At 40.1% G+C, this 26,502-nt stretch carries 18 protein-coding genes and 2 pseudogenes; 15 read left to right on the top strand and 5 right to left on the bottom strand.

Translation table 11 applies throughout. The features are described 5' to 3' along the window. Nucleotides 1-287 precede the first annotated feature (287 nt). The 13 genes from CKY02_RS13575 (at nucleotide 288) to CKY02_RS13515 (ending at nucleotide 19,183) form a co-directional block, all read left to right on the top strand. The gene (locus tag CKY02_RS13575) at nucleotides 288-2,831 is read left to right on the top strand and encodes an AAA family ATPase (protein ID WP_112895689.1); all 2,544 of its coding nucleotides are present in this window, start codon (nucleotides 288-290) and stop codon (nucleotides 2,829-2,831) included. 12 nt (nucleotides 2,832-2,843) lie between these two features. Beyond that, on the top strand, nucleotides 2,844-4,691 hold the full coding sequence (locus CKY02_RS13570) for a DUF2357 domain-containing protein (protein ID WP_112895688.1): 1,848 nt from the start codon (nucleotides 2,844-2,846) through the stop codon (nucleotides 4,689-4,691). Between the two features lie 280 nt (nucleotides 4,692-4,971). Beyond that, complete coding sequence (locus tag CKY02_RS13565) at nucleotides 4,972-5,661, top strand: hypothetical protein (protein ID WP_112895687.1); 690 nt, start codon at nucleotides 4,972-4,974, stop codon at nucleotides 5,659-5,661. A gap of 546 nt (nucleotides 5,662-6,207) precedes the next feature. Then, nucleotides 6,208-6,729, top strand: coding sequence for a ferric citrate uptake sigma factor FecI (gene fecI, locus CKY02_RS13560; protein WP_112895686.1), 522 nt, complete (start codon nucleotides 6,208-6,210; stop codon nucleotides 6,727-6,729). A 1-nt stretch (nucleotide 6,730) separates the two neighbouring features. Further along, nucleotides 6,731-7,696: a ferric citrate uptake sigma factor regulator FecR gene (fecR, locus tag CKY02_RS13555; protein WP_112895685.1), complete on the top strand. Its 966-nt coding sequence runs from the start codon at nucleotides 6,731-6,733 to the stop codon at nucleotides 7,694-7,696. An 84-nt stretch (nucleotides 7,697-7,780) separates the two neighbouring features. Beyond that, on the top strand, nucleotides 7,781-10,141 hold the full coding sequence (fecA, locus tag CKY02_RS13550; RefSeq protein WP_112895684.1) for a TonB-dependent Fe(3+) dicitrate receptor FecA: 2,361 nt from the start codon (nucleotides 7,781-7,783) through the stop codon (nucleotides 10,139-10,141). Nucleotides 10,142-10,200: 59 nt separating this feature from the next. Then, nucleotides 10,201-11,109, top strand: coding sequence for a Fe(3+) dicitrate ABC transporter substrate-binding protein FecB (locus tag CKY02_RS13545; RefSeq protein ID WP_112895683.1), 909 nt, complete (start codon nucleotides 10,201-10,203; stop codon nucleotides 11,107-11,109). Then, nucleotides 11,106-12,104 (top strand): iron-dicitrate ABC transporter permease FecC, encoded by a 999-nt coding sequence (fecC, locus tag CKY02_RS13540; protein WP_112895682.1) that lies wholly within the window; start codon nucleotides 11,106-11,108, stop codon nucleotides 12,102-12,104. The genes CKY02_RS13545 and fecC overlap by 4 nt, the downstream gene beginning before the upstream one ends. Next, nucleotides 12,101-13,057 carry a Fe(3+) dicitrate ABC transporter permease subunit FecD gene (gene fecD / locus CKY02_RS13535; RefSeq protein ID WP_112895681.1) on the top strand — a complete coding sequence of 319 codons (957 nt, stop codon included), beginning with the start codon at nucleotides 12,101-12,103 and terminating at the stop codon, nucleotides 13,055-13,057. Before fecC ends, fecD begins: the two co-directional genes overlap by 4 nt. Then, the gene (gene fecE / locus CKY02_RS13530) at nucleotides 13,058-13,825 is read left to right on the top strand and encodes a Fe(3+) dicitrate ABC transporter ATP-binding protein FecE (protein ID WP_112895680.1); all 768 of its coding nucleotides are present in this window, start codon (nucleotides 13,058-13,060) and stop codon (nucleotides 13,823-13,825) included. A gap of 1,083 nt (nucleotides 13,826-14,908) precedes the next feature. Continuing rightward, nucleotides 14,909-16,054, top strand: a complete 1,146-nt coding sequence (locus tag CKY02_RS13525) for an SIR2 family protein (RefSeq protein ID WP_112895679.1) — start codon at nucleotides 14,909-14,911, stop codon at nucleotides 16,052-16,054. Nucleotides 16,055-16,068: 14 nt separating this feature from the next. Then, complete coding sequence (locus CKY02_RS13520) at nucleotides 16,069-17,853, top strand: ATP-binding protein (RefSeq protein ID WP_112895678.1); 1,785 nt, start codon at nucleotides 16,069-16,071, stop codon at nucleotides 17,851-17,853. Between the two features lie 145 nt (nucleotides 17,854-17,998). Then, the gene (locus tag CKY02_RS13515; RefSeq protein WP_112895677.1) at nucleotides 17,999-19,183 is read left to right on the top strand and encodes a hypothetical protein; all 1,185 of its coding nucleotides are present in this window, start codon (nucleotides 17,999-18,001) and stop codon (nucleotides 19,181-19,183) included. A gap of 215 nt (nucleotides 19,184-19,398) precedes the next feature. On the opposite strand, the gene ptuB is transcribed toward CKY02_RS13515, so the two are convergent. The 4 genes and pseudogenes from ptuB to CKY02_RS25210 form a co-directional block, all read right to left on the bottom strand. After that, entirely contained in the window at nucleotides 19,399-20,049 is a 651-nt protein-coding gene (gene ptuB / locus CKY02_RS13510) for a retron Ec78 anti-phage system effector HNH endonuclease PtuB (RefSeq protein ID WP_112895676.1), read from the bottom strand. Further along, on the bottom strand, nucleotides 20,046-21,707 hold the full coding sequence (gene ptuA, locus CKY02_RS13505; protein WP_112895675.1) for a retron Ec78 anti-phage system effector ATPase PtuA: 1,662 nt from the start codon (nucleotides 21,705-21,707) through the stop codon (nucleotides 20,046-20,048). The genes ptuB and ptuA overlap by 4 nt, the downstream gene beginning before the upstream one ends. Further along, entirely contained in the window at nucleotides 21,704-22,639 is a 936-nt protein-coding gene (locus CKY02_RS13500) for a retron St85 family RNA-directed DNA polymerase (protein ID WP_112895674.1), read from the bottom strand. Before CKY02_RS13500 ends, ptuA begins: the two co-directional genes overlap by 4 nt. Nucleotides 22,640-22,946: 307 nt before the next feature. Continuing rightward, nucleotides 22,947-23,943: pseudogene (locus CKY02_RS25210) on the bottom strand (tyrosine-type recombinase/integrase); the annotation flags it as partial. Nucleotides 23,944-24,362: 419 nt separating this feature from the next. Here CKY02_RS25210 and CKY02_RS24680 point away from each other — a divergent pair. Beyond that, nucleotides 24,363-25,412 carry a hypothetical protein gene (locus CKY02_RS24680; protein WP_112895673.1) on the top strand — a complete coding sequence of 350 codons (1,050 nt, stop codon included), beginning with the start codon at nucleotides 24,363-24,365 and terminating at the stop codon, nucleotides 25,410-25,412. Nucleotides 25,413-25,723: 311 nt separating this feature from the next. Then, nucleotides 25,724-25,933, top strand: a complete 210-nt coding sequence (locus tag CKY02_RS13480; RefSeq protein WP_112895672.1) for a hypothetical protein — start codon at nucleotides 25,724-25,726, stop codon at nucleotides 25,931-25,933. Between the two features lie 460 nt (nucleotides 25,934-26,393). Here CKY02_RS13480 and CKY02_RS13475 read toward each other — a convergent pair. After that, nucleotides 26,394-26,502 (bottom strand): annotated as a pseudogene (locus CKY02_RS13475) (IS5/IS1182 family transposase); the annotation flags it as partial.

Raw genomic sequence — 26,502 nt, 5'->3', positions numbered from 1 at the left:
ATTTACTTGAATGAGTGAAAGTTTCTGTAACCCTTTGCTTTCAGATAGCACGAAGGCCAGACTCGAAAAAAACAAAAAATTTGTTGATTTTTAACTATAAAATTAATAAAAAAACCACATTGACTACCAAACAACCACCTAAAAAAATCTTGCATTGTAGCGATATGGACTTGCAGAAGAATAATATTTATGGATATATCACTATTGATGCAAGAAATACAAACTGTTACTTTCCACATTATAATCTTAATATTAATTTCATATTGTTATAATTAAGGAGTCTAATAATGAATGACCGCTTGCTTGTCATAAAGGACGAAAACCATTCAGCAAACCCTGATATGGGGCTAATTATTCCCCTGGCTCATCTTAATGAAGATGGAAGTGTGTCAGATATTCAATCGGGAGAGTTCCCTAATGGTGGAATATTTGTATCTAAGAATTTTTTAAGTATTAACCAATCTTTTAAAACAGATGAAATATTCATACTTAATGAGTACTTTAATAGCGAAGAAGAGGATTGGAAATCAAACTCCAGATTACAAAAGCACTATACTGTGGGAAATAAGGCCAGTAGATTAGAAAGACACTTACTCATACCAATTTTAGATATAAATTTGCCCGATATAACTTCAGGGTCTGTAGATTATGCTTTCGATTTGCCTAGTAACTATTTCTTCATACAAAATGAAAGTTATATATATGGTCCTTTCAAAGCAACTAAGCAAAATGAGAACTGGCTCCTCTCACCACTAACAACTCCATCTCCATTACAACTTAATACTGATTTTGTGGCCAAAATTTCTTTAAATGAGTTAAGTGAAAATAACTCCATTGAAATCATAAAGATAAAAGGAATAACCAAAAAATTCATAAAGAATCTGAAAGAAGTATCGGTAATTCAATATGAGAAAATTGATTACATCTCAGACGTAAGATTAATATCTTACTTTACAAAGAATAATTTCGGAAAAGGAAAAAATTTTTTACTAGGAAAAAGTGAAGCACAACGTTTATCACAAGGCATTGAAGAATATGTTAAGAAAAATAAAGCAATAAGTAATAATGAAAGAATGACAAGATTGAGAAATTTGTTATCAGAATTTCTTGATAAAAGTGATTACGGTAGTGAAATAATAAATGAATTCTTAGCTGAAACTAGAGACGGAAGGCTGTACTTAGATAAATATTTTGATAAAAATAGAGACTTTCTACTCAAAGAGAAAAACAAAGAATTAGAAGATCAATTCGAATCTAAAAAAGCGTCATTAAATAATGAATTAAAAGATCATGAACGATTAATTCTTCAAAAGAAAGAAGAGTTAAATAATGAAATTAAAGACATTGAAATAGAGAAAAAGAAAGCAAAAGAAAGAATAGATGAAATAAAAAAGCAATCCGATGAAGATGCTCACCAAGTTCTTTTAGAAAAACAAAAGGAACTAACTGAGCAAAATTCAAAACTTGAGCACTCAATTCAAGAGAACGAAAAAATAATCGATAATTTTTTATCCACTCAAGAGCAAATCAATGAATTCAATACATTAGACAAAGAAATAGAATATTTAAAAAGACGAAAGCAAGAAATTGAAACCGAAAATAGAGTCATTGAGAATGCTTTAAAAACCCAAGAAGCCATGCTCGAATCACCTCAACTTCCTGACAAACTCGCTGAAATCAGCACATTGACTACTATCCTTCGAGGGGAGAAAAGAAAAAATGTCCTGGCTCTAAGTGAGCCTATGAAGATTAAACCCTCAGAACTTAAATTAGATAAAAGTAACAGAAGTGATTACATTCATTATCTAATGCAGTCATTTAGCTCGGACGGTGGTAGGAATTTCACATTTGATGAAATGGCTAATTTAATTATAAACATATCTCAATCCTTTATGACCATATTAGCTGGCCCTCCAGGTACAGGTAAAACATCTACAGCTATACGTCTAGCTAAACATCTAGGCCTTGCTGACGATGAGTTAACTTTTTCTGGTACAAACTTCCTTAACATAGCTGTTGGCCGCGCCTGGGTATCAGGCAGAGATATATTAGGCTTCTATAATTCTTTAAAAGACTTATACCAACCATCAAGAACTGGGTTATATGAATTTTTAAAAAATACAAAGAATAATGATTACCTGAAGATGGTTCTCTTAGATGAAGCCAACCTCTCTAGTATAGAGCATTATTGGTCAGACTTCCTTGGCATGTGCGACCCTGAAGGCGCTAATAGAATGATCGATACGGGAATACCAACAACGTCCGACCGTTTTTTCAGTGTTCCTAAGAACTTAAGATTTTTAGCCACAATAAACAATGATTCTACAACTGAGAAACTGTCTCCCCGATTGATTGACCGAGTTCCTATTATTACAATGGACCACAATTTCAATTACAAATCTCTACCATCACAAATTGCAAATTTTGATGGCGCATTAGATTTCGCAAATTTAAACAATGCATTTAACATTTCAGTATCCGATGCAAGTTTTACTCAAGATGAAGAAAGCGCTTTAGAAAACATTCTCGATATTCTTTCTCAACCTATGGCAAGGACAACATCAATAAAAGTTAGCCAAAGAAAAATCAATGCTATGAAAAGATATTGTCATGTTGCAAACGAGATTGAAAGCATGCATGTAGCACCTCTTGATTATGCAGTTAATCAACACATAATTCCTCTCATTGAAGGCTATGGTAGTTCTTTTAAAGATAGACTTAATGATCTTGAGCAAAAATTTTCTGAATGTAACTTCACTATCTCAAAAGCGTCCATCAATAATATTATTGATCACGGCGATATTTACGGTGACTCCTACTCTTATTTTTAAAGGACAATAAAAATGAAGCTAGAATTAACCATTTTAAATGGACCTAGAAAGAATGAACTTATAGAATTATTTGAGCAAGATTCTACTCACTATGCATCACCGTATATTCTTGAAGATGAAGCTATTGATATAAAAATTTCTTTAGATAGTGCTTACGAGCGCGTTTGCCTGAGCTTACATGAAAACGAAATTGAATACACCGATATCTTTCATGACATTAGAAATAATAAATGGGTGTATACGTGGCACCCTAAAAAAACGATCAATTATCAATATGAAACATTCTTTCATAACTATTTCGGTATAGCAGAATTTTTTCTTATCCTTGAGCATGATGAAAAGGAGAAACTAGTTCTATTTCAGAAGATTGATGTTTTAGCGAAGAAAATTAATGCAGAGAGAGTTAACGACATGCTATCTTTCTTAGCTAAGCACAATAATGATGCTTTATATTCTTTCTTCCGTGTAACCCGCAGAAATGCGGGTTTTAAAGATGGTGATACTCCTGCGGATATTTTTTTAGAGTGGATGGAAAAAACAATAAAAAATCTCTCTCAGTTAATTGATGCTATATTATTCGAGCCAATCACGAAACTTACTACAAAATACCAGTTCATTGCGCCTACAGAAAGTACTAACGTAGATGACCAAACCCTCTCATGGATTTGTGATAATATCGAGGAATTATTTGAAACACCTCAAGAACAAGATGCTATTCTTGAATACAATGGTAAATTTTACAGCAGTCTAAAAATTAGAGAAAGCTCACTTTGTAATGATAGTGATGTTTATGAGAATCAAGTGCTTCATGGTTTTATTACTACATTAAAACTAGCTGTTTCTGGACTTCTTGCAGGCTTTGAAACACCAACTCAATATCAAGAAAAAAACAATACATATAGTGAATATGTTAGCTTTTACAACCAAATTAGAAAATTCCAACGAAAAATCAATCACAATAAAATTAAAAAATGCAAGGAAATGTTAATTTACCTCAACCATATTAAAAGAAAATTAAACAAAAGGATACCGGTAAAAAGACAGCTAACCGGCATTCCTACACTCACAATGAAAGTTAAAAATCACAAGACCTATCTTTCAATATTTAATAAAATAATTAGCTGGTATAGGTTTGGAAGTCCAGATTGGAGTACTCAAGAAGAGCTTTTATCATTAAAAAGCATACCAAAACTTTTTGAATACTATTCCCTTTTCTATTTAAAAGAGATTCTTGATAAGTATTTCAGATACACTACTCCGTTCGATAGCAATGACGGAAAGTCATTTTTTTGCTATAAAATTAATAATACAAGAATCACTTTACATTATGAACCTAAATACTGGATGCACAAAAACAAAAAGTCTGGCGAGGAATCGTTAATCAATTCCGAAAACTGGACCATAAATAACGGTAAGATAAATATAAGAAATCATTTTTCTAAAAACTCAAATCGTTCTCCTGACTTTGTAATTACAGTTGAAAACGGTGTTTCAAGATATCACTACATTCTGGATGCAAAATACACAACTCATAAAAAAGGATTCACTCATTACCTTCCAGAACTGACTATGAAATATCTACATGGACTGCATGATATCAGTTCAAAAAATAAAAACATATTAGGCTTAACAGTAATTACCCCAAATATATCCGCCATAATCAAACATTATCATACAGACAGCTTTAATATATTTTCAGATAACCCTATCGAACCATCTCTCAATGTTGGCTCAATAAGTCCCGGACAAGAATTTCAGAATAATTTCATTTTCGAAAAAATGATTGGTCTCATTGTAGACAAAATGTGCAAAAAATTTGAATCCAGAGAACTACCAAATATCATACAAGAATCTGCTTAACCCATTTCAGCACGATGAAATTATAGTTAGTAGATACTATGGTTTCATCGTATGAAAATATTTATTATTCATTATTAAAACCTCTATCAATACCTTCAACTCATGCAGAATATGAGCTTATTGACTCATAGAGTAATGATATTGCACTTACTATGCAAAACTGCCAAGCATAATTGCTTGGCAGCCTTAAACCACCTCCCTAGCACGTGATCTTTTACTGGTTTTTAACTATGAAAAATATCATAATAACCTCTCCCAATTTAACTAAACAGGATAATTTATGACTCTTAAAGAATTCATATCTGATTTAGGACTGACCGTGCCTCAATTTATAGCTGCCATTCCTGTATTCATTGTTTTGCTTAATTTATTGTTTAAAGCGCTAAAATCCCATTTTAAATTAATTAATATGATTACAAACGATAAATATAGTATATTACCAGTAAATAAAAAAACAGAGGCAATAGGACTAATATATCAAGAAATACATGATAACAATAAAATCGAGAATTACTCCAGAGAACTAAAGCTTGCTGATTATGGCTTAAAATATCCTATTATCACATTACAATTCTGTTTTGACTATCTATACTCAAAACAGAAGTTATCAGTTCAGTCATCGGCTTATGACTTTCTGAAGCAAGACAAAATTTTCTTGAAGAAAAGAAATGAACTTCCTGTAGTTTCACAAAAGAGACTATTTTTTTCAGTCGGAATACTACTTGTATTAATTTGTCTTTCTGTAGGAGAGTTTATTACAGGGATTCAGGGTATAACTGAAACAATACATAGTAAAGCTAACTGGGAGTCTGGTAGCAAACTGTGCCTCTTCCTTTTCGTCGAGGTTCTTTTGGTACATTTAATTTTAATATTTTTCTGTGAGATTGGTTCTATTGTTAAGGCAATATATTTTTCTAAAAAATTGCATGCTTTTTATAATAAACAACTATGTAAAAAATATAAGAGCTAATATTTAGTTAATTCGGGCATATTTAGTGAAATATGCCTACTATAGCAACTGACCGCCCTTCTGAAAAATTGCACTTATTAGTCGAATCCGCCCCTATAATTTAAATTGTATCATCGCCTGTCCTTGAGATATTCCTTCCAACAACGGAAACAGAAAATTATGGAGAACAAGAAACTTAAGGTACTCGGCAAATAGCTGTAGTGCCAGAATACCTACCCCTCTACTACTAACGTCTCTAAATATCCCTTAGACAGACATAAGTCAGCTTAGAAATTCACTCCCCCTCGATCACTATTCCCAAATAACGATGGGCAAATAAATTAATGTAACTGGAATCAGTGATCAAATTAGGCGGAATACGCATATCGAAATCTGGTAAGACAACGATTACACTCCAACATCTTAAAGAAACAGAAGATAAGTCTCCCAGCTACACCGATCTTGAGTCACATCAACATGCAATAAAAAACCTTAGTAATGATTGTAATGATAACTATTCTCACATTAAGATAATGCCGTGATTATTGATTTTTGATGCTATAGGTTATGTCTGACCACATTGTTGTTTCCGCTGAGCTAACCCTTGAATCGCTTTACGGCGCGCATCATGGCTGGCTGAAAAACTGGCTCACGCGCAAACTGCAATCGTCCTTTGACGCCGACGACGTAGCGCAGGATACCTTCCTGCGTGTGATGGCCGGCGACTCGCTACAAGCCATTCGCGACCAAAAATCTTTCCTCTGCACGATCGCCAAAAGAGTGATGATCGATCTGTTTCGCCGCAAAGCGCTGGAAAAAGCCTATCTGGAACTGCTGGCACAACGGCCCGAGGCATTTATGCCCTCGCCGGAGATCCGTCAGTGTCAACTTGAAACACTCCAACAAATCGACCAGATGATCGATGGCCTGAGCAGCAAAATGCGCCAAGCATTTTTATTGTCTCAGCTTGAAAATTTGACCTACAGCGACATTGCTTCACGCCTCAATGTGTCCGTCAGTTCCGTGAAAAAATATATGGCCAAAGCCACCGAGCACTGCCTGCTGTTTCGTCTGGAGCATGGACTCTGATATGGACACCATGTTAACCCATTCTCGCCGCCAGGCATTAAAATCAGCATCACACTGGTATGCGATACTGAATAGCGATCAGGTAAGCCCGCTGCAAACTGAAAAATGGCAGCGCTGGTACGAACAGCATCAGGATCATCAGTGGGCATGGCAGCAAGTGGAAAATCTGCGCAACCAGATGCTTGTAGTGCCAGGTAATGTGGCAAGCCACGCACTTCAGGAAACTTACCTGTCACGACGCAAGGTGATGAAAGGCATACTGTTACTTCTAGGGGCTGGCAGTGGCTGGCAACTGTGGTGTTCGGAGGTGGGAGAAGGCCTGCGGGCCGATTACCATACTATTAAAGGGGATATTCAGCATCATCGACTGAGCGATGGTACACTGCTTACACTCAATACCGACAGTGCCGTAGATGTCCATTTTACTCCTCAACAACGTCTGGTACATCTCTGGTACGGCGAAATTGCCATCACTACCGGGCATGATACCGGAGCAAAACTGTTGCGTGTACAAACCCGTCATGCACAACTGACTGCGCTAGGCACCAAATTTACGGTTCGTCAGGAAGCCAACGCCACACTACTTAGCGTGCAGCAACATGCCGTAGAGGTGATACTGACCGGTGCCGACCGTAAATGTATTGTGCGTCAGGGCGAAAGCCTAAGATTCAGCTCCACCGATTTTGGTGAACTGACCGCGGCAACCGCCGAAGACAACGCATGGACGCAGGGTGTACTAAGTTTCAGCGATAAGCCACTGAATGAAGTGATAGCAATCCTCTCCCGCTATCGAAGCGGTATATTATGCTGCGACCCAGCCGTCGCCTCGCTACGGTTAAGCGGCACTTTCCCGATGAAAAATACCGATACGATATTAACCGTCATAGAGAAAACACTTCCCGTTAAGATTCAATATATTACCCGTTTTTGGGTGAATGTTCTGCCCGTAGAAAAATCATTAACGTAAAAAATAATCATTTTCAATTGTCCTTTTTGTTTCCTCGTTCGACTTCATAAATGAATACAGCAACAAAATGATTACGGAGACGTTATGATGCCTTTACGTGCACAGCCACTGCGCGCGCTTCACAAAGCAACACCGCTGGTAATGGCGATTCGTTTGAGCCTGTTACCGGTGGCTTGCCTAACCTCAGGGATAACGTATGCTGCGGTAGAGCCAACTAGCGCACACTATGACATTAATGCGGGCGAACTGGATAAAGTTCTTAATCAGTACTCCACCCACGCCGGTATTACCCTTTCAGTAGATGCCGGCTTAACCCGCGGCAAACAGAGTAGCGGTCTACACGGCAATTACTCCATCACCGATGGACTGAACACCTTACTGGTCGGCACTGATTTGCAGGTGAAAACATTGGGCAATAACACGTTCACGCTCGAACCCGCTCCTGTTGCGCAGAAAGACGTGCTGACCGTGGTAGGCGACTGGCTAGGTAGTGCGCGTGAAGCTGACGTGTTTGAACATGCAGGCGCACGTGATGTTATCCGCCGGGAAGATTTTGCTAAAACAGGCGCAACCACAATGCGTGAAGTGCTGAACCGCATTCCCGGCGTCAACGCACCGGAAAACAACGGTACCGGCAGCCACGACCTGGCGATGAACTTTGGCATTCGTGGCCTGAACCCACGTCTCGCCAGCCGCTCTACGGTTCTGATGGACGGCGTTCCGGTACCCTTCGCGCCTTATGGACAGCCACAGCTATCATTAGCGCCAGTATCTCTCGGCAATATGGACGCAATAGATGTAGTACGCGGTGGCGGCGCTGTGCGCTACGGGCCACAAAGCGTAGGTGGTGTGGTGAATTTCGTGACCCGCGCTATCCCGCAGGATTTTGGTATTGAGACCAGTGTGGAAGGACAACTTAGCCCCACATCCTCACAAAATAATCCAAAAGAGACCCATAATCTGATGATTGGCGGTACGGCAGATAACAGTTTCGGCACAGCGCTTCTCTACTCCGGCACACGCGGCAGCGACTGGCGCGAGCACAGCGCCACGCACATTGACGACGTGATGCTCAAAAGCCGCTATGCACCCAATGAAGTGCACACCTTCAACAGCCTACTGCAATATTACGATGGCAGTGCGGATATGCCCGGTGGCCTTTCACGCGCCGATTACGATGCCAATCGCTGGCAATCCACTCGCCCATATGACCGCTTCTGGGGCCGCCGTCAGCTCGCAAGTCTCAGCTATCAGTATCAACCCGACCAGCAGCACAAATTCAATATTCAGGGCTTATACACTCATACCTTGCGCAGCGGTTATCTTGAGCAGGGCAAGCGCATTACCCTTTCCCCGCGAGAATATTGGGTGCGTAGCATCGAACCACGCTATAGCCAGCTCTTCAATTTAGGTCCTTCGGCCCACGAAGTAGGGATTGGCTACCGTTATGTGAATGAAGCCAGTCACGAAATGCGTTACTACACCGCCACCAGCAGCGGTGAATTACCCAGCACATCAAGCCCTTATGACCGTAATACTCGTTCCGGCACCGAGGCTCATGCTTGGTATATCGACGACCGCATTGATATCGGCAACTGGACCATCACGCCTGGAATACGATTCGAACATATCAAATCCTTCCAAAACAACAATGTGAAAGGCACCCGCCAAGAAGTAAGTTACGATGCGCCGCTGCCCGCACTCAATGTTCTTTATCACGTTACTGATAGCTGGAATCTTTACGCCAATACGGAAGGCTCATTCGGTACCGTACAGTACAGCCAAATTGGTAAGGCTGTGAAAAGCGGCAATGTAGAACCTGAAAAGGCGCGAACTTGGGAAGTCGGAACTCGCTACGATGACGGCGCATTGGCAGCGGAAATGGGGCTGTTCCTGATTAACTTCAACAATCAGTACGACTCCAACCAGACTAATGATACTGTTACGGCACGTGGGAAAACCCGACACACAGGGCTGGAAACTCAGGCACGTTACGACCTTTCCGAACTTACGCCCAAGCTGAAGAACGTTTCGGTTTACGCCAGTTACACGTATGTCAACGCAGAAATTCGTGAAGAAGGCAACACCTACGGGAATCAAGTGCCGTTCTCACCGAAACATAAAGGTGCATTTGGCATAGATTACAAACCGGGTAACTGGACCTTCAACCTCAACAGCACATCCCAATCCAGTCAGTTTGCTGATAACGCTAATACCGTGCAGGAAAGCGCCAATGGAAGCACCGGTCGCATTCCAGGCTTTATGCTGTGGGATACGCGCGTGGCGTATGACTTCGGCCCACAAATGGCCAATCTGAGTCTAGCCTTTGGGGTGAAAAACATTTTCGACCACGAGTACTACACCCGTTCCTATGATGACAATAACAAAGGCCTCTACGCCGGGCAGCCACGTACGTTCTATATGCAAGGTTCTGTAAAATTCTGACGTTATATTAATCCGTTCGCCGGGCCATTGCCCGGCTTTGCTATTTCTGGAGCTAAGTTATGCTTGCACCGATTCACGTAATGTTTATCGTTTTGCTCTTCTTCACCAGCCTGCCCCATGCCATTGCGGTCACGGTACAAGATGAGCAGGGCAGTTTTACCCTCAATACCGTTCCTCAGCGCGTAGTTGTGCTGGAATTATCGTTTGTTGATGCGTTGGCCGCCATCAATATCAGCCCGGTAGGTATTGCCGATGATAATGATCCGCAGCGCATCTTCACGGATGTTCGCCAGCATATTAAGCCCTGGCAATCAACCGGCACTCGCGCTCAGCCAAGCCTTGAAGCCATCAGCGCGCTAAAACCTGATCTCATCATTGCAGACAGTCAACGCCACGCGGGGATCTATCGGGCACTCAAGGGCATCGCTCCCGTTTTGCTGCTAAAATCCCGTAACGAAACCTATGAAGAAAACCTGCAATCTGCCGCGATCATCGGCAAAGTGATGGGGAAAGAGAGTGAGATGCAACAACGGCTGGCAGAACACCGTGAACGCATGAAAGGCTATGCCAGTCAGTTGCCACAAGGCGTCAGTGTGGTTTTTGGTACCTCGCGCGAACAGCAATTTAACCTGCACTCCAGCGATACCTATACCGGCAGCGTCTTAACGGCATTAGGGCTGAAAGTTCCGGCGCCAGTTAATCATGCAGCAATGGCTTCTCTCAACTTAGAGCAGTTACTGGCACTCAATCCTGACTGGCTTATCGTCGCCCACTATCGCCAGGAAAGCATCGTGAAGCGCTGGCAGCAAGATACGCTGTGGCAGATGATGACAGCACAGCACAAGCATCAGATAACAGCGGTAGATAGCAATACTTGGGCTCGTATGCGCGGGATATTTGCCGCTGAACGCATCGGCAGTGATGCGGTAAAAATCTTCCATCATCAACCGGTTAATGAAACACCATGAGACGCCGCCATCATCCGGTCTGGCTTTGGGGATTGCCGCTGGTTGCCCTGTTTAGTGCATTCTGGCTAAGCCTGTTTTGCTATTCCGCTATTCCCATTCCCGCCATCAGCGCACTCAAGGCACTGGTGCCAGGTCATACACCGACATTGCCTGAAGCACTGGTTATCAATCTGCGGCTACCACGCAGTCTGGTTGCTATTCTGCTTGGCGCGGCTCTGGCATTGGCCGGCGCACTACTCCAGACGCTCACTCATAATCCACTGGCCTCCCCCTCCTTATTGGGAATTAACAGTGGCGCAGCACTGGCAATGGCGCTGACCAGCGCTTTCAGCCCGGCACCGCTGGCCGGATATTCCATTTCTTTGGTGGCGGCTTGTGGCGGTGGAATTAGCTGGATGATAGTGATGGCCGCAAGTGGTAGCTGGCAGCAAAAATACGATCGCAACCAGCTAATTCTGGCGGGCATTGCCTTATCGGCCTTATGTATGGCACTAACACGTATTACGCTACTGCTTGCCGAAGATCATGCTTACGGCATTTTCTATTGGCTGGCGGGTGGAGTCTCCCATGTCCGCTGGCCTGAATTCTGGCAACTATTCCCTTTCATGGTGGTCACTGTACCTGTAGTTTTGTTGCTGGCGAAATCACTTAATCTGCTCAACGCTGGCGATGTCAGTGCCCATACGCTTGGCGTGAACCTGACGCGACTGCATATCTTCGCCAGTCTGGCGGTACTGATTCTGGTGGGTGCCTGCGTCAGTGTAGCGGGACCAATCGTGTTTATTGGTCTGCTAATGCCCCATCTGGCGCGGTTCTGGGTTGGCTACGATCTGCGCCGCACACTGCCAATGTGCATGTTGCTGGGAGCGGTATTTATGCTACTTGCGGATTTACTGGCCCGTGCACTGGCCTGGCCAGGAGAACTCCCGGCAGGTGCGGTACTGGCGCTGATTGGTGCCCCTTGCTTTGTCTGGCTAGCAAGGAAGCGAACATGAATCGTCAGGTTATCTTACTTTTAGTCGTGTTGCTGGCAGTTACGCTGGTGCTAGCGCTACGCATGGGCACGCAACCACTTCCCTGGGACGCGTTAATAAGCGGCTGGCAACCCGGTGACAAACACCACTTTGTGCTAACGCAGTACCGTCTACCACGTATTTTACTCGCCATCACTGTAGGCGCTGCACTAGCGCTTTCCGGCGTCTTGGTCCAAGGGATTGTTCGTAATCCTCTGGCCTCCCCCGATGTACTGGGGGTCAATCATGCAGCAAGCCTGGCGTCGGTAAGTGCGCTGATCCTTTTCCCTTCTCTGTCAGTGCAGTGGCTTCCGCTACTCGCTTTTGGCGGTGGAATGGCTGCGCTAATCCTGCTACGAGCGATCGCCGGCCCCTCTTCTCCACTGCGCCTTGCACTGGTTGGCGTGGCACTTTCAGCTACCTGGACAAGCATCACCGATTACCTAATGCTCTCACGCCCACAAGATATCAACAACGCGCTTTTGTGGCTAACGGGCAGCCTGTGGGGGCGCGACTGGCAGTTTGTAGCTATAGCCCTACCGATATTGATGATACTGATACCACTCAGCCTACGCTTTTGTCGCGATTTAGATTTGCTGGCACTCGGTGATGACAGCGCCAGCACACTGGGCGTTTCGCTCCCACACGTACAATCCTGGGGATTAATGCTGGCAGTAGCGCTTGCCGCAACAGGCGTCGCCGTTTGTGGTCCGATTGGCTTTATCAGCCTCGTGGTACCCCATCTCGTTCGCAGACTTGTGGGAGGACGGCATCGCTGGCTTATACCCGCATCCATGCTTATGGGTGCACAAGTTCTGCTGCTAGCCGATTTGCTGGCAAGGACCATAGCTCCACCGATAGAGCTGCCTGCTGGCGTGCTGACCGCCATCATTGGTGCCCCTTATTTCTTCTGGCTTTTAGTGAGGACACGTTAAATGCAACTGGCTACGGAAAAGTTATCTGCGGGCTATGGGAAAAAACGCATTCTGAATGACCTGTCGCTCACCCTCCCGACCGGGAAAATCACGGCGCTGCTCGGCCCCAATGGCTGCGGGAAATCGACATTACTGAAATGCTTTTCACGGCTATTAACACCATTATCTGGAAAGATAACAATAGATAGTGAACCTTTAACGCACTTTTCCTCACGCAAGCTCGCCAAACATCTGGCGCTTTTACCGCAACATCCTCTCACACCAGAGGGGATCGCCGTCCATGAACTGGTTGCATATGGACGCAGCCCTTGGCTGACATTCTGGGGGCGTTTAGCATCTCATGATCGTCATCTTGTACAACAAGCAATGGAAAAAACTCAGATTAGCCATCTTGCCGATAAACGCGTTGCCGACCTTTCAGGCGGGCAGCGCCAACGCGCTTTTCTGGCAATGGTTCTGGCCCAAGATACACCGGTGGTACTGCTCGACGAACCCACTACATATCTTGACATCAACCATCAGGTGGAATTGATGAAGCTACTGCGTGAGCTGAACAACGAAGGAAAAACAGTCGTGACCGTACTTCATGACCTCAATCAGGCTAGCCGGTACTGTGACCACCTGGTGCTGCTTTCCCAAGGGCAGGTTGTCGCCCAAGGCTCACCCGAGGAGGTTATGACACCGAAATTATTACAGCGGGTATTCAGCATTAAAGCGGAAATTCACCCCGAGCCAGTTTCAGGTAAGCCAATGTGTGTGGTGTGTTAGAAGGGGAACTAGTGTAGCGTGTTGGCTCTCTTCTCCAGAGGCTTAATATGCTCGGCTTTTTGTTAGAGGTTGTGTTGGGATTCATTGCTTATACCGCCCAACTCAAAAAGCCGAGCTTGAATTTATGTGATGCTAAGATTGCTGTTCTTAGGTAAAGGTGATGTTATTAGGCTCTACAGCCTCGACTTGACGGGCATTGAGCTTTATTTTGGAACTCATTTTTTATCGAAGTGAAGATGCTCCGGCATTCGCAACATCAGGGAATAATTTTGTTAAATCATCCATTTAATTTGCTGTTCCCTTACGGCCAGATGATTTACGTCCCATGACCAAACTCATAATAACCCCAATAATCCATATTATGCTTCATTAATGAATACGCAACCTAGGCAATTTTAATTGCAACCACTACTCTGGCTTTTCTTTTAAGATCAGAATCTTCTGGCGCTTACCTGATATAATGTTCATATTTGTAACGAAAACTGTTTTCTTGCTGGCTAATTGCATAATCAGCTACTAACAATAAGCGTATCTTAACCGGTCACTCCCTCTTTTAAAAATCTGATAAAAAAAGATACGCGCGCTATTCAAGATGTTTTCGTTGAAGCGTTAACTCAAGGTAACGCGTTAATTGTAGTGTAAACGTTTCTACTGCTATACTTCTTGCTTCAATGAATTACTTCGACCAATACCTTGTTTTTTTCATTCAATGGACAAAACATTAATCCATTTTGGGATCTATTCTATGGTCTGGAGACGTTACATCAACGTGAGGTCCAAATCTGTCTAATGGCTTGGATTGCCAATTTGGATCTGCTAAACGACCGTGAATTTTTACATGAACATGTAGAATTATTAGGTGAAGATGAACTCAGAATCATTCAAATTTTTTTGAATTACAAGATATTATGTTAGGTCGGGGTGCTCACATTGATGACGAGCCTTGTTCAGATTTTGCTGATTTATCAAAGATTGCTCAAAAAAATCATCCACGATAGATTACGTTTAACAGCAAAATCCCGAACGAAATTATTACGTTGATAACACTATAAATCTTAATATATTAAGTCACGAGGCGTTTAAATGGCTGAGTTAGTAGATAGCATTGAGATAGAAGACATATATGAACAAGAAATCAGTTTTCTGATTGGTTCTGGTGCATCATCCGGAATTTTTCCAACTTTAGCTACTGCAATGAAAATCAACGAAAATCAATGGGAAACAATTGAAACATTGGGGCAATATTTTGATGAGATGGAAAAAAAAGAGTTAAAAGCCTTATTGTTTATGCATTACTATAAACAATGTATTAAACCCGTTATGACCTTTAACTGGGAAGATGAAAAAGAACGGGACTCTTTAGTCGATGGAAGTAAAACCCAAGTAATAGATAATTATAAGAAACTCATATGCACACTTTATGACCTCCTTCAAGTACGCAAAGAACATGGTAAAATTATTAATATATTTACGACTAACTATGACTCTTGTGTTGTAGATGCTTATGAAGAGCTACTCAGGGAGGAGAAAATATCACTTAATTTGAATGATGGCGCAAAAGGTTTTAAGACGAAATTTTTAGAAGCCAGACATTTTGATTCAATCGAGGTCCAAAAAGGAGTCTTTGACAATAGTGAGTATAAAATACCACAATTGAATATTATCCATTTGCATGGCTCTGTATATTGGATAAAAAGTGGCGAATCAATTCAAGTTAAATATCATGGTAACAATCAAGATCAATTCATTGACATTGCTACTCCTGAGTTGGAACATTTTAAATCAGTTATTGAATGCCCAAATTCCAAGCGTACAGATTTCGAAGATATCAAATTTGCTGATAATTTCCATAAATTATCTTCTGAATTTTGGGAAAAATATAGCGCCCTTCCCATTGTAAACCCAACAAAATGGAAATTTCACGAGACAGTCTTTGAAGAGCATTATTATCAAATGCTTCGCTATATGAGCTACATTTTAGAGAAGAAAAACTCTATTTTGGTTGTGTTCGGCTTCTCATTTGCAGATGAACATATCAGAAATTTAATAAAAAGATCTCTAGGAAACAGAACCCTTACCATGTTTATCTGTTGCTATGACGAACAGAGTTATCAGGCTATTTACCCTTGGTTCAAAGAATATAAAAATGTAAAGTTTGTCAAAATAGATAAAACCATGGACTTCTCTATTTTTAACTCGGATGTATTTTCCATGTCTTCACATAAATAAAAAAGAGGTAATAAATGTCTATTTTAGTTGGTGAAGTTATTGCTATTCATGGGATCAAAATTACGCTTAAGGTCTATGAAGAATCAAATAAAGACACATTATTTTATGATGGAAAGAAATATAAAGGAATTTCCATTAAAGAATACATCAAGATAAAAAGAGGATTCAGGGATATCATCTGCCTCGTAGAAGGAGAATTTTTAGATGAACATAGGTATATAGAAGAAAATGAGAAAAAATATTATGTCAGGAAAGTGGAATTAAGACCAATCGGCTATTTTGAAAAAGGTAATTTTAATGAAGGTGTTAAATACCTTCCATTAATTAAAGATCAGGCATATCTTTTAGAAGAGGAAAAGCTTCAGGTTATCTATGGAAAAGATAATCATGGAGAGTTTATTATTGGTAAACTTATGAAAGAAGACCTCCCTATATCATTACCTTGGTATAACCTATTTAATGCTCACATGGGGATTTTTGGCAATACAGGCAGTGGGAAGTCCAACACATTAACAAAGTTATATACAACGCTTTTTGATCAAAAAATCCAAAAAATTAAAGAAAAAAGTCAATTTGTTGTCATTGATTTTAATGGCGAGTACACTTCAAATCAGTTGGTCAGTAATGAATTTAAATGTGTCTATAGGTTAAATACCCGCACAGAGGAAGATAAATTTCCACTTTCCGCCAGTGAGTTCTGGGATACAGAAACTCTCAGCATACTCTTTCAAGCTACACAAAACACACAAAAACCATTCATCAATCGTATTATCACTGGTCGGGAACGTTTTTCTAATAATCCTGATAATTTACTGAACTACATTAAGAAAACTTATGAACTTATATTTACTTGTGCTCAGCCCAAACCCGATTCACTTGACTTAATTAGAGAAGTCACCGAGCTAATGGGACTTGATGATTTATATCATCGACTTAAGGAAGTGGCATGGCATACAAAAAATAATTGCTTTTATATAAATACTACTAAGACTAATAATGAGTCTAAGAATTACTACTTTAATGCTGAAGGTAACGGCTACCAATCTGTTTTCAGTTCAATGATTAATAGTATAACATTACCTGAGATTGATGCTTTTGAAGAATTTAAAATTCGGTGTAATATTCAGTTAATATGTGATTTAATATATGGTTATGTTCAATATGAGTTCATACAACCTTTATTGAAACGCACCGAATCATCATTAAACGCTTTACGTAAGGTTATTACTATTACTGAGAATCAAATAATTACGAAACCAGTAATGGTAATTTCTCTGAGAAAATGCAATCCGGAAATCAAGAAAACCCTGCCACTTCTAGTTGCCAAACATTACTATCATCCTCATAAAGATAAAGTTACTAACCCTCCAGACACAACAATTCATCTAATTATTGATGAGGCCCATAACATCCTTTCTCAGCAATCAAGTCGCGAAAGTGAAAGCTGGAAAGATTATCGCCTTGAGATGTTTGAAGAAATCATTAAGGAAGGTCGTAAATTCGGAGTATTTTTGACTTTATCCAGTCAGCGGCCAGCAGATATTTCACCAACAATTGTATCACAGATACATAATTTCTTTATTCATCGACTGGTCAACGATCGTGACCTCCTTCTGATTGATAATACAATTAGCACACTTGATAATATGTCAAAGAGCATGATCCCTAACTTGGCTAAAGGTTGCTGTGTCGCAACTGGTACATCGTTTAACCTGCCAATAGTGTTGCAAGTTGACGCCTTAGAAAGCTCAAAGCGACCGGATAGTAAAGATGTAGATTTGGAAAATATATGGAAGTAATAAACTTTCTTCGGTGTTACTCGTGCCGTAGGAAAATTGAGAGTCTAATCATATTTTACACATCTATTTCTCTCAACTACAACCATGTGGTAGCTGAGTGACCACCATAAAACTTACTATTTATTTAACTAGAAGGATATGCAAGATGGACAACAACGACATAGGTAATGAAGTAATAAATTTAGTCAAACGAGTTATTAGACCTACAGCCATCATGGGGTTCATGGGGTTCATTGCGTTGTTTGTTATTTGGTTTTATCTTAACCGGTTAGGCCGATTAGATATATTTATTAGCTCCGTAACATTTAAAGATCTTTTCATCGTCATTGCATCAACTTTTTTATTCAGCATAGTACTTACTTCGATTTTTATGTTTATACCATCAATTTTACTCATCTCTATTATTAAGAAAGAAAGTAATCAATTTCATAACTATAAAAAAATAAGAGGAAATTTCGTTACAATTGCATTTATCATATCTTTACTTGCGGTTGGTATTTTCCTTTTCTCAGCATGGCTGGCCGATAAATTTGAATACATGGAAGCAACTATTATTATAATTTCAGTGTTCTTTGTTTTGAGTTCCAGCATGCTAGTTTCTTATTTAATTAATAGAAACCTAATTTCAGACGTACTGCAATATAAAAACAAACGCACAAGAATTAAACTTTCATGTTTATTTCACATTATTATACCTGCTTCCATTTTTCTTATGACCCTCTTCTACTCATATCCATTATCTCTTATTATAAATAAAATACCTAATAAAGGAGAAGTAAGCGATAATGTGCTGATGTTATACGTTGTAGCAACATCTCTAATCACTGTTATTTTTTCTCTTATACCTGGTTCCGTTTATCTAAGTCGCGATAAATCCGAAGGAATTGTAAAAAATGTATACATAACAGGATATGCAGTTATTTTTTCTTTATTTTCATTGTCATGGATAATAACCTCCATTCCCGTTTTCATTGTAAATGCAACCATGAAAATTTCCGGCATTAGTGATTATAACGAACATTCATATCTCATTAATGAAGACAACTATCCATTAGAAGTTTTTAATAATAAAAAATGGAACGTAAGGGCCCTAGAGAAAAATGGATTCTTCCTGATTGATGGAGTAACTTTGTACGCATTCGGTGATATAAAATTAGTATGCCCAGTTGATGTATTGGAAGCTTATAAAAATAGCCTGCGATTCATCCCTGCTGATAGAAGTTATGATGAGAAACTAAATTTAGAGCTGAGAAAAAAAGCAAAAATTTGTCATCCGTTCCTAAAAAAAGAGTTGAAAGAATTTAATATCATACCGTCTAAAATATCTTAATGTAATTATTTACGAGGATTTTAAATCCTCGCCATTGACAAAAAATACAATTTAAATCAGCTCGTCAGGCGAGAGCGTTTCTAGTGGGAAAGTTTGGGGAGGCGATGTTCTTAACATGGCGGCAAGCTCTGTTTGGTGAACGGAACTTAATTAAAACAAAGTGCCGGATAAAAAATCAGCACTTTGTCAATAATCTGTAACGGGTATACCCATTTTCATACATATTCTTTGTTGTATCGCCAAGCATGTTTCAAAGCAGTACTGAACTCCTCTCCTTCGATATTCTCTAATTCCATATCGAGCATTTTGGTCCAATCATCCTCGCCGAGTTCATCATATGCTGCGTAAAGCTCCTCAACTTCTAATATGACATTTTTCAATGCTGTCTTTCTGCTACCGACCAATCTTGAGTCACCGTTCAAATTAAAAACACGAATGGTTTCTTCAGCCTTTTTCAGTGCTAAACCGGTAAGTCCGTCAACGGGAACGACCATACCTGAAGTCAGGAATAGCAAAAAGTCGTCAGGGTTATCTTCATCAGGTTTGATAAGATCATTCGCATCATACGACCCTGCACCATTATCTTTGTATATCCCACACCGTTTCCAACCACCTGATTTTGAGCTGTCGCCACAGGAACCAAACAGGTTATGCCAATCAAAAGCCTTGGCTGGAAACTTATCCCGAGGTCTGAAATGCTCGATATGCTTACGAATCAACCGACACTCACAGTATGCACAAAATTCGCCTTGCATTTCCTCCAATCGAAGCCAAATCGCCCCTTGATCTACATCCATCCAGGCATTTTGGCCCGCAATGTAATGTTGCAAGATTTCCGGCCTTTCCGGACGAATTAATTCTTTCATCCTTGCTTGTCCTTCTCCGATTTTATCTTATTGATTCTGTTCTTCATTCTGTGAATACGGATGAGACTATTAGCTTTCTTTAATTCCGGGCTGCTTGGACCAAAATGCCCTTTGATTTTTTCGTATAGATCATGAGATTGCTCACTGAGCTCCTCATCCTTGCCAACCAGTGATCTTTCGAAGTCACTCACCCAATGAGACTCTTTAATATTTGGCGGCGTAGAAAAGACTTTCATCACTTGTTCAAGAATTTCAGCATGTTCACTGCCTTTAGTTTGCATCAGCGGGGGCTGTAAGAATTGCGCACCACTATCATCATTATTCTCTGCAAATTCACGAATGCATCGCTTTTCAGTAGTCGAGAGCACGATAGGACTATGTGTGGTAATGATAAATTGGATGTTCGGGAACACGTTACGCAAGTTTGTTATTACATCTTGCTGCCACTTTGGATGAAGATGGAGTTCAATTTCATCAATTAATACAATGCCCCGTCCTTCAAGCGGATTTCTCAAAAGAGGGTTGAGCATCACCATGCGCCGCGCAAGGTCAGCAACTAACCCTAAAAACACACGTTGCCCGTCTGAAAGTTGCTCAATTGTCACATCCTGGCTGTCATTAGTGACCTTTACAACGTCAACGCCGGTTGCCGTTTCAACCCAAATCCGACTGATACTGGGAACTACAGTGGTAATCGCTTCCTCGACAATTTTCCTTTGAGCTGATTCTGGCAGCATCTGATTTTCTATGGATGCATTATGCTTTGATATAGTCGCGACGAGTTTATCTTTCATATCCTCAAGCAGCGGTTTTACCGAAACCATCCCATTATCAACGGACTTCTGTAGGTCACGCACTTGTTGTTCCAGCATTTCAATAGACGATGAAACCTCTGAAACCGTTCTTTTATGCAGATAGACAAACCATTCGATAAAATGGTCGAAACGGCCTGCGCCTGTGAGAGCATGATTATACGCATCAAACCGCTCTTCCCTTCTTTCCCCACTGTCTTTTTGAGATTTATTAAAGGGGTGCGACCTCTCTACAGAGTAAAATGCAAATGTAGGTAAATTTATCGTCTTATTCTCATTAATCACACGCCATACATCAGATAGCTCTTTAGCAGGCTTGATAATGCTATCCCTTCGCTCCGCAGTGCCAGGGGCCGATCTGGATAGCCTAAGTGATAAACTTTTAAGACCCCTTCCAAAGTAAAAATTACTACTGACATCGGCATATTTATTCTCAGAATCATTCTTGATATCAGTCAGTTCACTCAACCTTTGGCCACTGCCATCTTCTTTGAGAATATTTGCACTAAACCAACTTAACGTTTTGGTAATAGCAGAAAGAATGCTGGTTTTTCCCTTACCATTGTTTCCTATGATAATCGTGAGGTCTTCTTCAAAGTTCACTTCCAGATGTGAAAATCGACGAAAATCTCTTAATGACAAGCTGCGAAGATATAATGCATTATCAGGATGAAATCTATCTGATTCATCGATGTAACCATTTTGAAGATACTTCCAGCAAAGCTCAAACCATTCGTCTGTATTTTTATTATCCTCGGGGAGATCGTTGCTTACGTTGCGCTGATAAAGTTCGAATGCTGACAGTAAACTCCCACCTTTTGCTTTTCGTTCTAGTTGTTTGGTCATCTCTGTCTCCTAATACGTTCAATTAATTCATTAGAATACTTTTCATTCATTCGGGTAATGAACTCAGGCTCAATATGACTCGCAAATGCCAATAATCCGATCAGGTAAGCCTTATCTGCGTCATCTAGTAATCCATACTTATACTGATTAATCAGGTGTTTAATAAATCTTTTCCTCTCACGCCCTAAAGAGAGTTTCCCTTCGTTGTTGAGCGTGATACCCGTCACATGACGGTTATGAGCCTTTGAAGAAAAAACTGTTTTACCGTGGTTCATCCTCAACGCATTTTTAAATAATTTATTTAACAACGCTTCAATAATTGCCGGAACCGTTCTCAATAAATCTTGTATGTTGCATGAAAATGTCAAATCATCAGCATAACGCGTGTACGTTATACCCAAATTTTGGCATTCCTCGTTCATCTGACGATCAAATTCATAAAGACAGAAGTTTGATATTGCTGGCGATGACGGTGCGCCGACACTCAACATCAACCTGCTCTTGCTACGCTTTACAGGTTGCCAGAAAAGAATGCGCTCAACATAGGGCTTATCTTGGGTTAAGAATTGAGGAGCCTGTTCTGAAGACATTTCAATGCACCGCCAAAAAATCGCTGGGGTGATTGAATTAAAAAAATCTTCAAGATCAGTTTTTAAAAGGTACTGGTTGTTCGCGTGCGCGGAAGCATTATCACGTATGCTCTTTCCTTTCCTGTATGCCATGGATGATTCATGCACAGGGAAGAGATAGAGTTGCATAAATGCACGCTGAAACTCTTTCAGCCTCTTGGCTGGTTGCGCGATTATCCTGAACCCAGTGGTACGCTTGGGAATTCTGTAAACTTTGTACTTTCTCGGGGCATTTTCCAGAAACAACCTTACATCCGATTCACTCTGGTGTAATAACGTAGCTAATCCACTAATAACCGACATAACTTTACCTGTAAAAAGCCCGGCGAGTGGGTTCTGCCGGGCTCGGCTCTTTACTGGAGGAAGCGAAAGTGTCGCAACCTGAAGGAGGAACGAGTTCAGGTTGCGACACTTTCGCAACCCTTAATGCGTTCAATAAGTTAGAGTCTGGCTAATCACCCGACTAGACGTAAGACGTCCAACGCTAAAGAGTTTTTCAAGCTTATCTCACTCAGCCACACTTAACAACTTTGTCCTAATCATGCGATTCAATGTGTTAACTGTATGTTGTCGCTGCATTTACACCGACAATAACACCGCACTTGAGTATTTCAGAAGGATGAAGGAGAGTTGCTCTCATCTGTCGCTCAACTGCATCTTTTGACCATAATCCTGATTCAACCAAAGCACTACAAGCCATCGCTCTAAAACCATGCCCACAAACTTCCGTTTTAGTGTCATAACCTATTGTCCTTAAAGCAGCATTTATTGTGTTCTCACTCATTGGCTTATTTGGATTATGATCGCCCGGAAAGATTAACTCATTATCTCCAGATAATTTTTTTATCTGTTTCAGTAATTCAAGAGCTTGGTGGGATAAAGGTACAAGATGTACCGTTCGCATCTTCGAACCTCTATGAGAATGTTTAACACCATCAATAGGCTCTCTTTCTGCTGGAATTGTCCAAAGTGCTTTTCCAGATCAACTTCTCTCCAGCGTGCAAAGCGGAGTTCACTGGAACGAATAAATATATATAGAGTCAGTCGGACAGCCAAAATAGTTAAGTGTCGTCCTTTATAGTGTTCAAGACGAGTAAGAAAATCGGGTAATCTTTCAAGAGGAAGAGCAGGACGATGAGTTGATTTACGTGTCGCCAACGCACCTTTGAGATCTTGAGCAGGGTTGCGAGCGATCAAGCCATTTTGTACCGCATAGAGCATAATAGCAGTAATCCTTTGTTGTTGTCTGGAAGCGAGTTCCAATCGACCACTGCTTATTACTACTGTGCCAATCTCTAGCCACTTTTTCAAACGTTAAGGTTTCGGCAATCGCTTCTTGTTTTTCTACTTCTCTTTTTTTACTGTGACTGATGCCATTGCGGATAATTATCTTAATACTATCGCGTTGCTCTCTAGCTTTCCCTAGTGTTACTTGAGGATATGCCCCTAAAGCAATCCGGTTTTCTTTACCCGCAAACCGATATTTCAGATACCAGCGTTTTGAGCCACTGGGTTTAATGAGCAGATACAAACCTTGTACATCAGTAAAGTTTGTATTCTTTTTCACAGGGCTTTGCCACACGAGCTTCCATGTCTGTTAAAGGCATAATTTGGGGGTCAACTCATTATCGAAAAGAACTGCCCCCCAAATATCATGGATGTCAACGGATACAAATGGACAATTATAGACTCAAAAACTAAGTAATTTTTTTTCAGGTAGTTACGGAAGTTTGTGGACGCGAAGGCTGGACTCGCTAAAAAATTGTAATTCATTGTATTTAAATTATTTAAAATAAAAACAGACCACCAATTTGACCACTTTCTATCTACGTATAACTATAATAATTCTAATGACTGGACTCACAAGTACATTGATATATCGTTGTAATATCCATTAACAACTGATAAATGTTACACTAACACACAGAGTTAGAATAGGTTTAAATGGTGACTCTATTATTATATAATAATTAATTGCATTTTTAATTATTATGCTTTGCAATTAAATGTGTCCAATGAGGGCGATATGGCAAAGATTAATTCCTTAGTAAGCTTATCAAGTTTATCCGGTATTGATCCTGATCTTCTAGACGAACTTGGGGTAGTAGATGTATTACTAAATGCTGACACTTCTTTATTTATTGATCCATTATTACTTGATAATAGCATTCATTATGAAATTAATAAGAAAGCTGTAATTAGTTACGAGGATAAATTTAAAAAAATAATGAAATTCTTAAATGCCTCACAACAGGAAAATGATCCACCTTGGAAGGCTGCATTAAAAGAGTTTAATTTCTCAGAGGTGAGCTATACATGCCTTGGTTATAGCAGCTCTATAAATGGTTCTGGATGGGGCGTTAAGTTAATAAAGTCCACAATAAAAGTTGCTAAACAAATCATAGATTTAGGTGTTGAAGATAAAGATTTCTTCATGGGGTTAGCTTTATTTGAAGAAGGAATTGGTCCTGATAGAATCAGTGACATGACGACTAACATTATATTACATGACCTTTTAGAGTTTACATTCAGAGTCAATCAACATTTAAAAATACCATCGAAAAAATTCAAGATAAAGAATAGTAAAACTGAAATTGAAGCACTGATAAACCCAGTTACCGATGGCCCACTAATATTGGTTCCAAGTGATATAGTCAGGGCTCTTCCAATTGTAACTGATTGGAGTGAGATAGGAGGAGCTGCAAGACATAATGATGAATTAAGAGAAAAGCTTAACAGCAAAATTGGTGGTTTGTGGACATCAATGACAAGAATTGAAAAAGATATAGCAAAGGCTAGTGCTTTAAGAAGTAAAAGTGCATTTGAAGAAGTTCTGGAGTTAATTAGGTACATTGACAAATTACCCTACGATAGTAAGCTAGACAAAAATGGAGAATTTTTCTGGCGAGATATAGTTAAATCCATACAAAAAGATCACCCATTAGACTTGAGCGAGTTTAAAAAAGATAATATCACTGAAGAAGATTTTATTAAGCTAGTTAATACTATTATATACCCTATGGATTTCAAGATGCATCGCGACGGCAAGGGAGCGAATCCCCGGGAGCATAGGTAACTATGTGACCGGGGTGAGTGAGTGCAGCCAACAAAGAGGCAACTTGAAAGATAACGGGTATAAATGAGTTTAAGAATCTAATCGAAGAAAAAGGAATATGGAAAGAACTTTGGAGTGCAGATGGTAAACCTCGTAAAGAGAAAGCAGCTCAGCGCCTTCTTTTCACTGTCGCTTATTCATATTGCAAAGCGAATGATCTTGATCTCTCACCAGAAAGTGATTCAGGGAATGGGCCGGTAGACTTCAAAATATCCAAAGGATTTAAGAAAAAAATAGTTGTTGAAGTAAAACTTTCACCGAATCCTTCGTTGGTGCATGGTTACGAAAAACAATTAGAAATATATAAAAGCGCTGATGATACGAACATAGGGATATATGTAATAATTGATATTGGAAAACTCGGTAAGAAATTTGAAAAAGTTATGCAAGTTAGAAATAACTTTCTTAAAACCAATAAAAAAGCATCTGCTATAATAATTATTGATGGTAATAAAAAAGCATCAGCCAGTATTAGAGATTAGGATATACCTATTGAGATTGCAGTAATCTCCCAAAAAATAGGATAAAAGAATAAAGACTTGCTCATAATTACACTATGCGCAAGTCTTGAAAATGGCCATTTAAAATTAACATTTTTTAGTTAAATAATTATATTTCATACGGAAATTATTAACATTTTTCACTCATAAAAATGCATCATAAACTCTTAGCAACTTTGCTGACTAAATAAGTCTACTCTCACCTAAGCGATATTACTTTATTTATTGTATGAAGTAGCATCCCTACAGGCCTTTGTCGCTTAGGATTCTAGTTCAGAAGCATATGCTCTATCCATTCCCCCACAGTTTGATACAGGATAATCCAAAAAGGCTATTTTCGAGAGGCGGTAATCAAAAATTCCATTGTAATAATCCGAGCAGAATCACCGCCTCAACAAATATTTGACTTAGAATTAAAAATCAACTAGGTTATGTCCCTCAATTAAATTATGGCCTTAAGAAATAAGCGGATACAACCTAATTTCACCATAGCGATATAATTTCTTGCTGTCTTTTCATAACGGGTGGCGATGCGACGATGCTCTTTGAGT

The organism is Photorhabdus bodei (assembly GCF_003287735.1).
GTDB lineage: Bacteria > Pseudomonadota > Gammaproteobacteria > Enterobacterales > Enterobacteriaceae > Photorhabdus > Photorhabdus kayaii.
Note: the sequence above shows the minus strand (reverse complement) of the source record. Positions and strands in the feature narration are given on the sequence as shown.

Coding starts and splice junctions, on each gene's coding strand:
- CKY02_RS13575 (WP_112895689.1), top strand. CDS start 288: ATGAATGACCGCTTGCTTGTCATAAAGGACGAAAACCATTCAGCAAAC.
- fecR (WP_112895685.1), top strand. CDS start 6,731: ATGGACACCATGTTAACCCATTCTCGCCGCCAGGCATTAAAATCAGCA.
- CKY02_RS13565 (WP_112895687.1), top strand. CDS start 4,972: ATGACTCTTAAAGAATTCATATCTGATTTAGGACTGACCGTGCCTCAA.
- CKY02_RS13570 (WP_112895688.1), top strand. CDS start 2,844: ATGAAGCTAGAATTAACCATTTTAAATGGACCTAGAAAGAATGAACTT.
- fecD (WP_112895681.1), top strand. CDS start 12,101: ATGAATCGTCAGGTTATCTTACTTTTAGTCGTGTTGCTGGCAGTTACG.
- fecA (WP_112895684.1), top strand. CDS start 7,781: ATGATGCCTTTACGTGCACAGCCACTGCGCGCGCTTCACAAAGCAACA.
- fecC (WP_112895682.1), top strand. CDS start 11,106: ATGAGACGCCGCCATCATCCGGTCTGGCTTTGGGGATTGCCGCTGGTT.
- CKY02_RS24680 (WP_112895673.1), top strand. CDS start 24,363: ATGGCAAAGATTAATTCCTTAGTAAGCTTATCAAGTTTATCCGGTATT.
- CKY02_RS13525 (WP_112895679.1), top strand. CDS start 14,909: ATGGCTGAGTTAGTAGATAGCATTGAGATAGAAGACATATATGAACAA.
- ptuA (WP_112895675.1), bottom strand. CDS start 21,707: ATGACCAAACAACTAGAACGAAAAGCAAAAGGTGGGAGTTTACTGTCA.
- fecE (WP_112895680.1), top strand. CDS start 13,058: ATGCAACTGGCTACGGAAAAGTTATCTGCGGGCTATGGGAAAAAACGC.
- ptuB (WP_112895676.1), bottom strand. CDS start 20,049: ATGAAAGAATTAATTCGTCCGGAAAGGCCGGAAATCTTGCAACATTAC.
- CKY02_RS13520 (WP_112895678.1), top strand. CDS start 16,069: ATGTCTATTTTAGTTGGTGAAGTTATTGCTATTCATGGGATCAAAATT.
- fecI (WP_112895686.1), top strand. CDS start 6,208: ATGTCTGACCACATTGTTGTTTCCGCTGAGCTAACCCTTGAATCGCTT.
- CKY02_RS13515 (WP_112895677.1), top strand. CDS start 17,999: ATGGACAACAACGACATAGGTAATGAAGTAATAAATTTAGTCAAACGA.
- CKY02_RS13545 (WP_112895683.1), top strand. CDS start 10,201: ATGCTTGCACCGATTCACGTAATGTTTATCGTTTTGCTCTTCTTCACC.
- CKY02_RS13500 (WP_112895674.1), bottom strand. CDS start 22,639: ATGTCGGTTATTAGTGGATTAGCTACGTTATTACACCAGAGTGAATCG.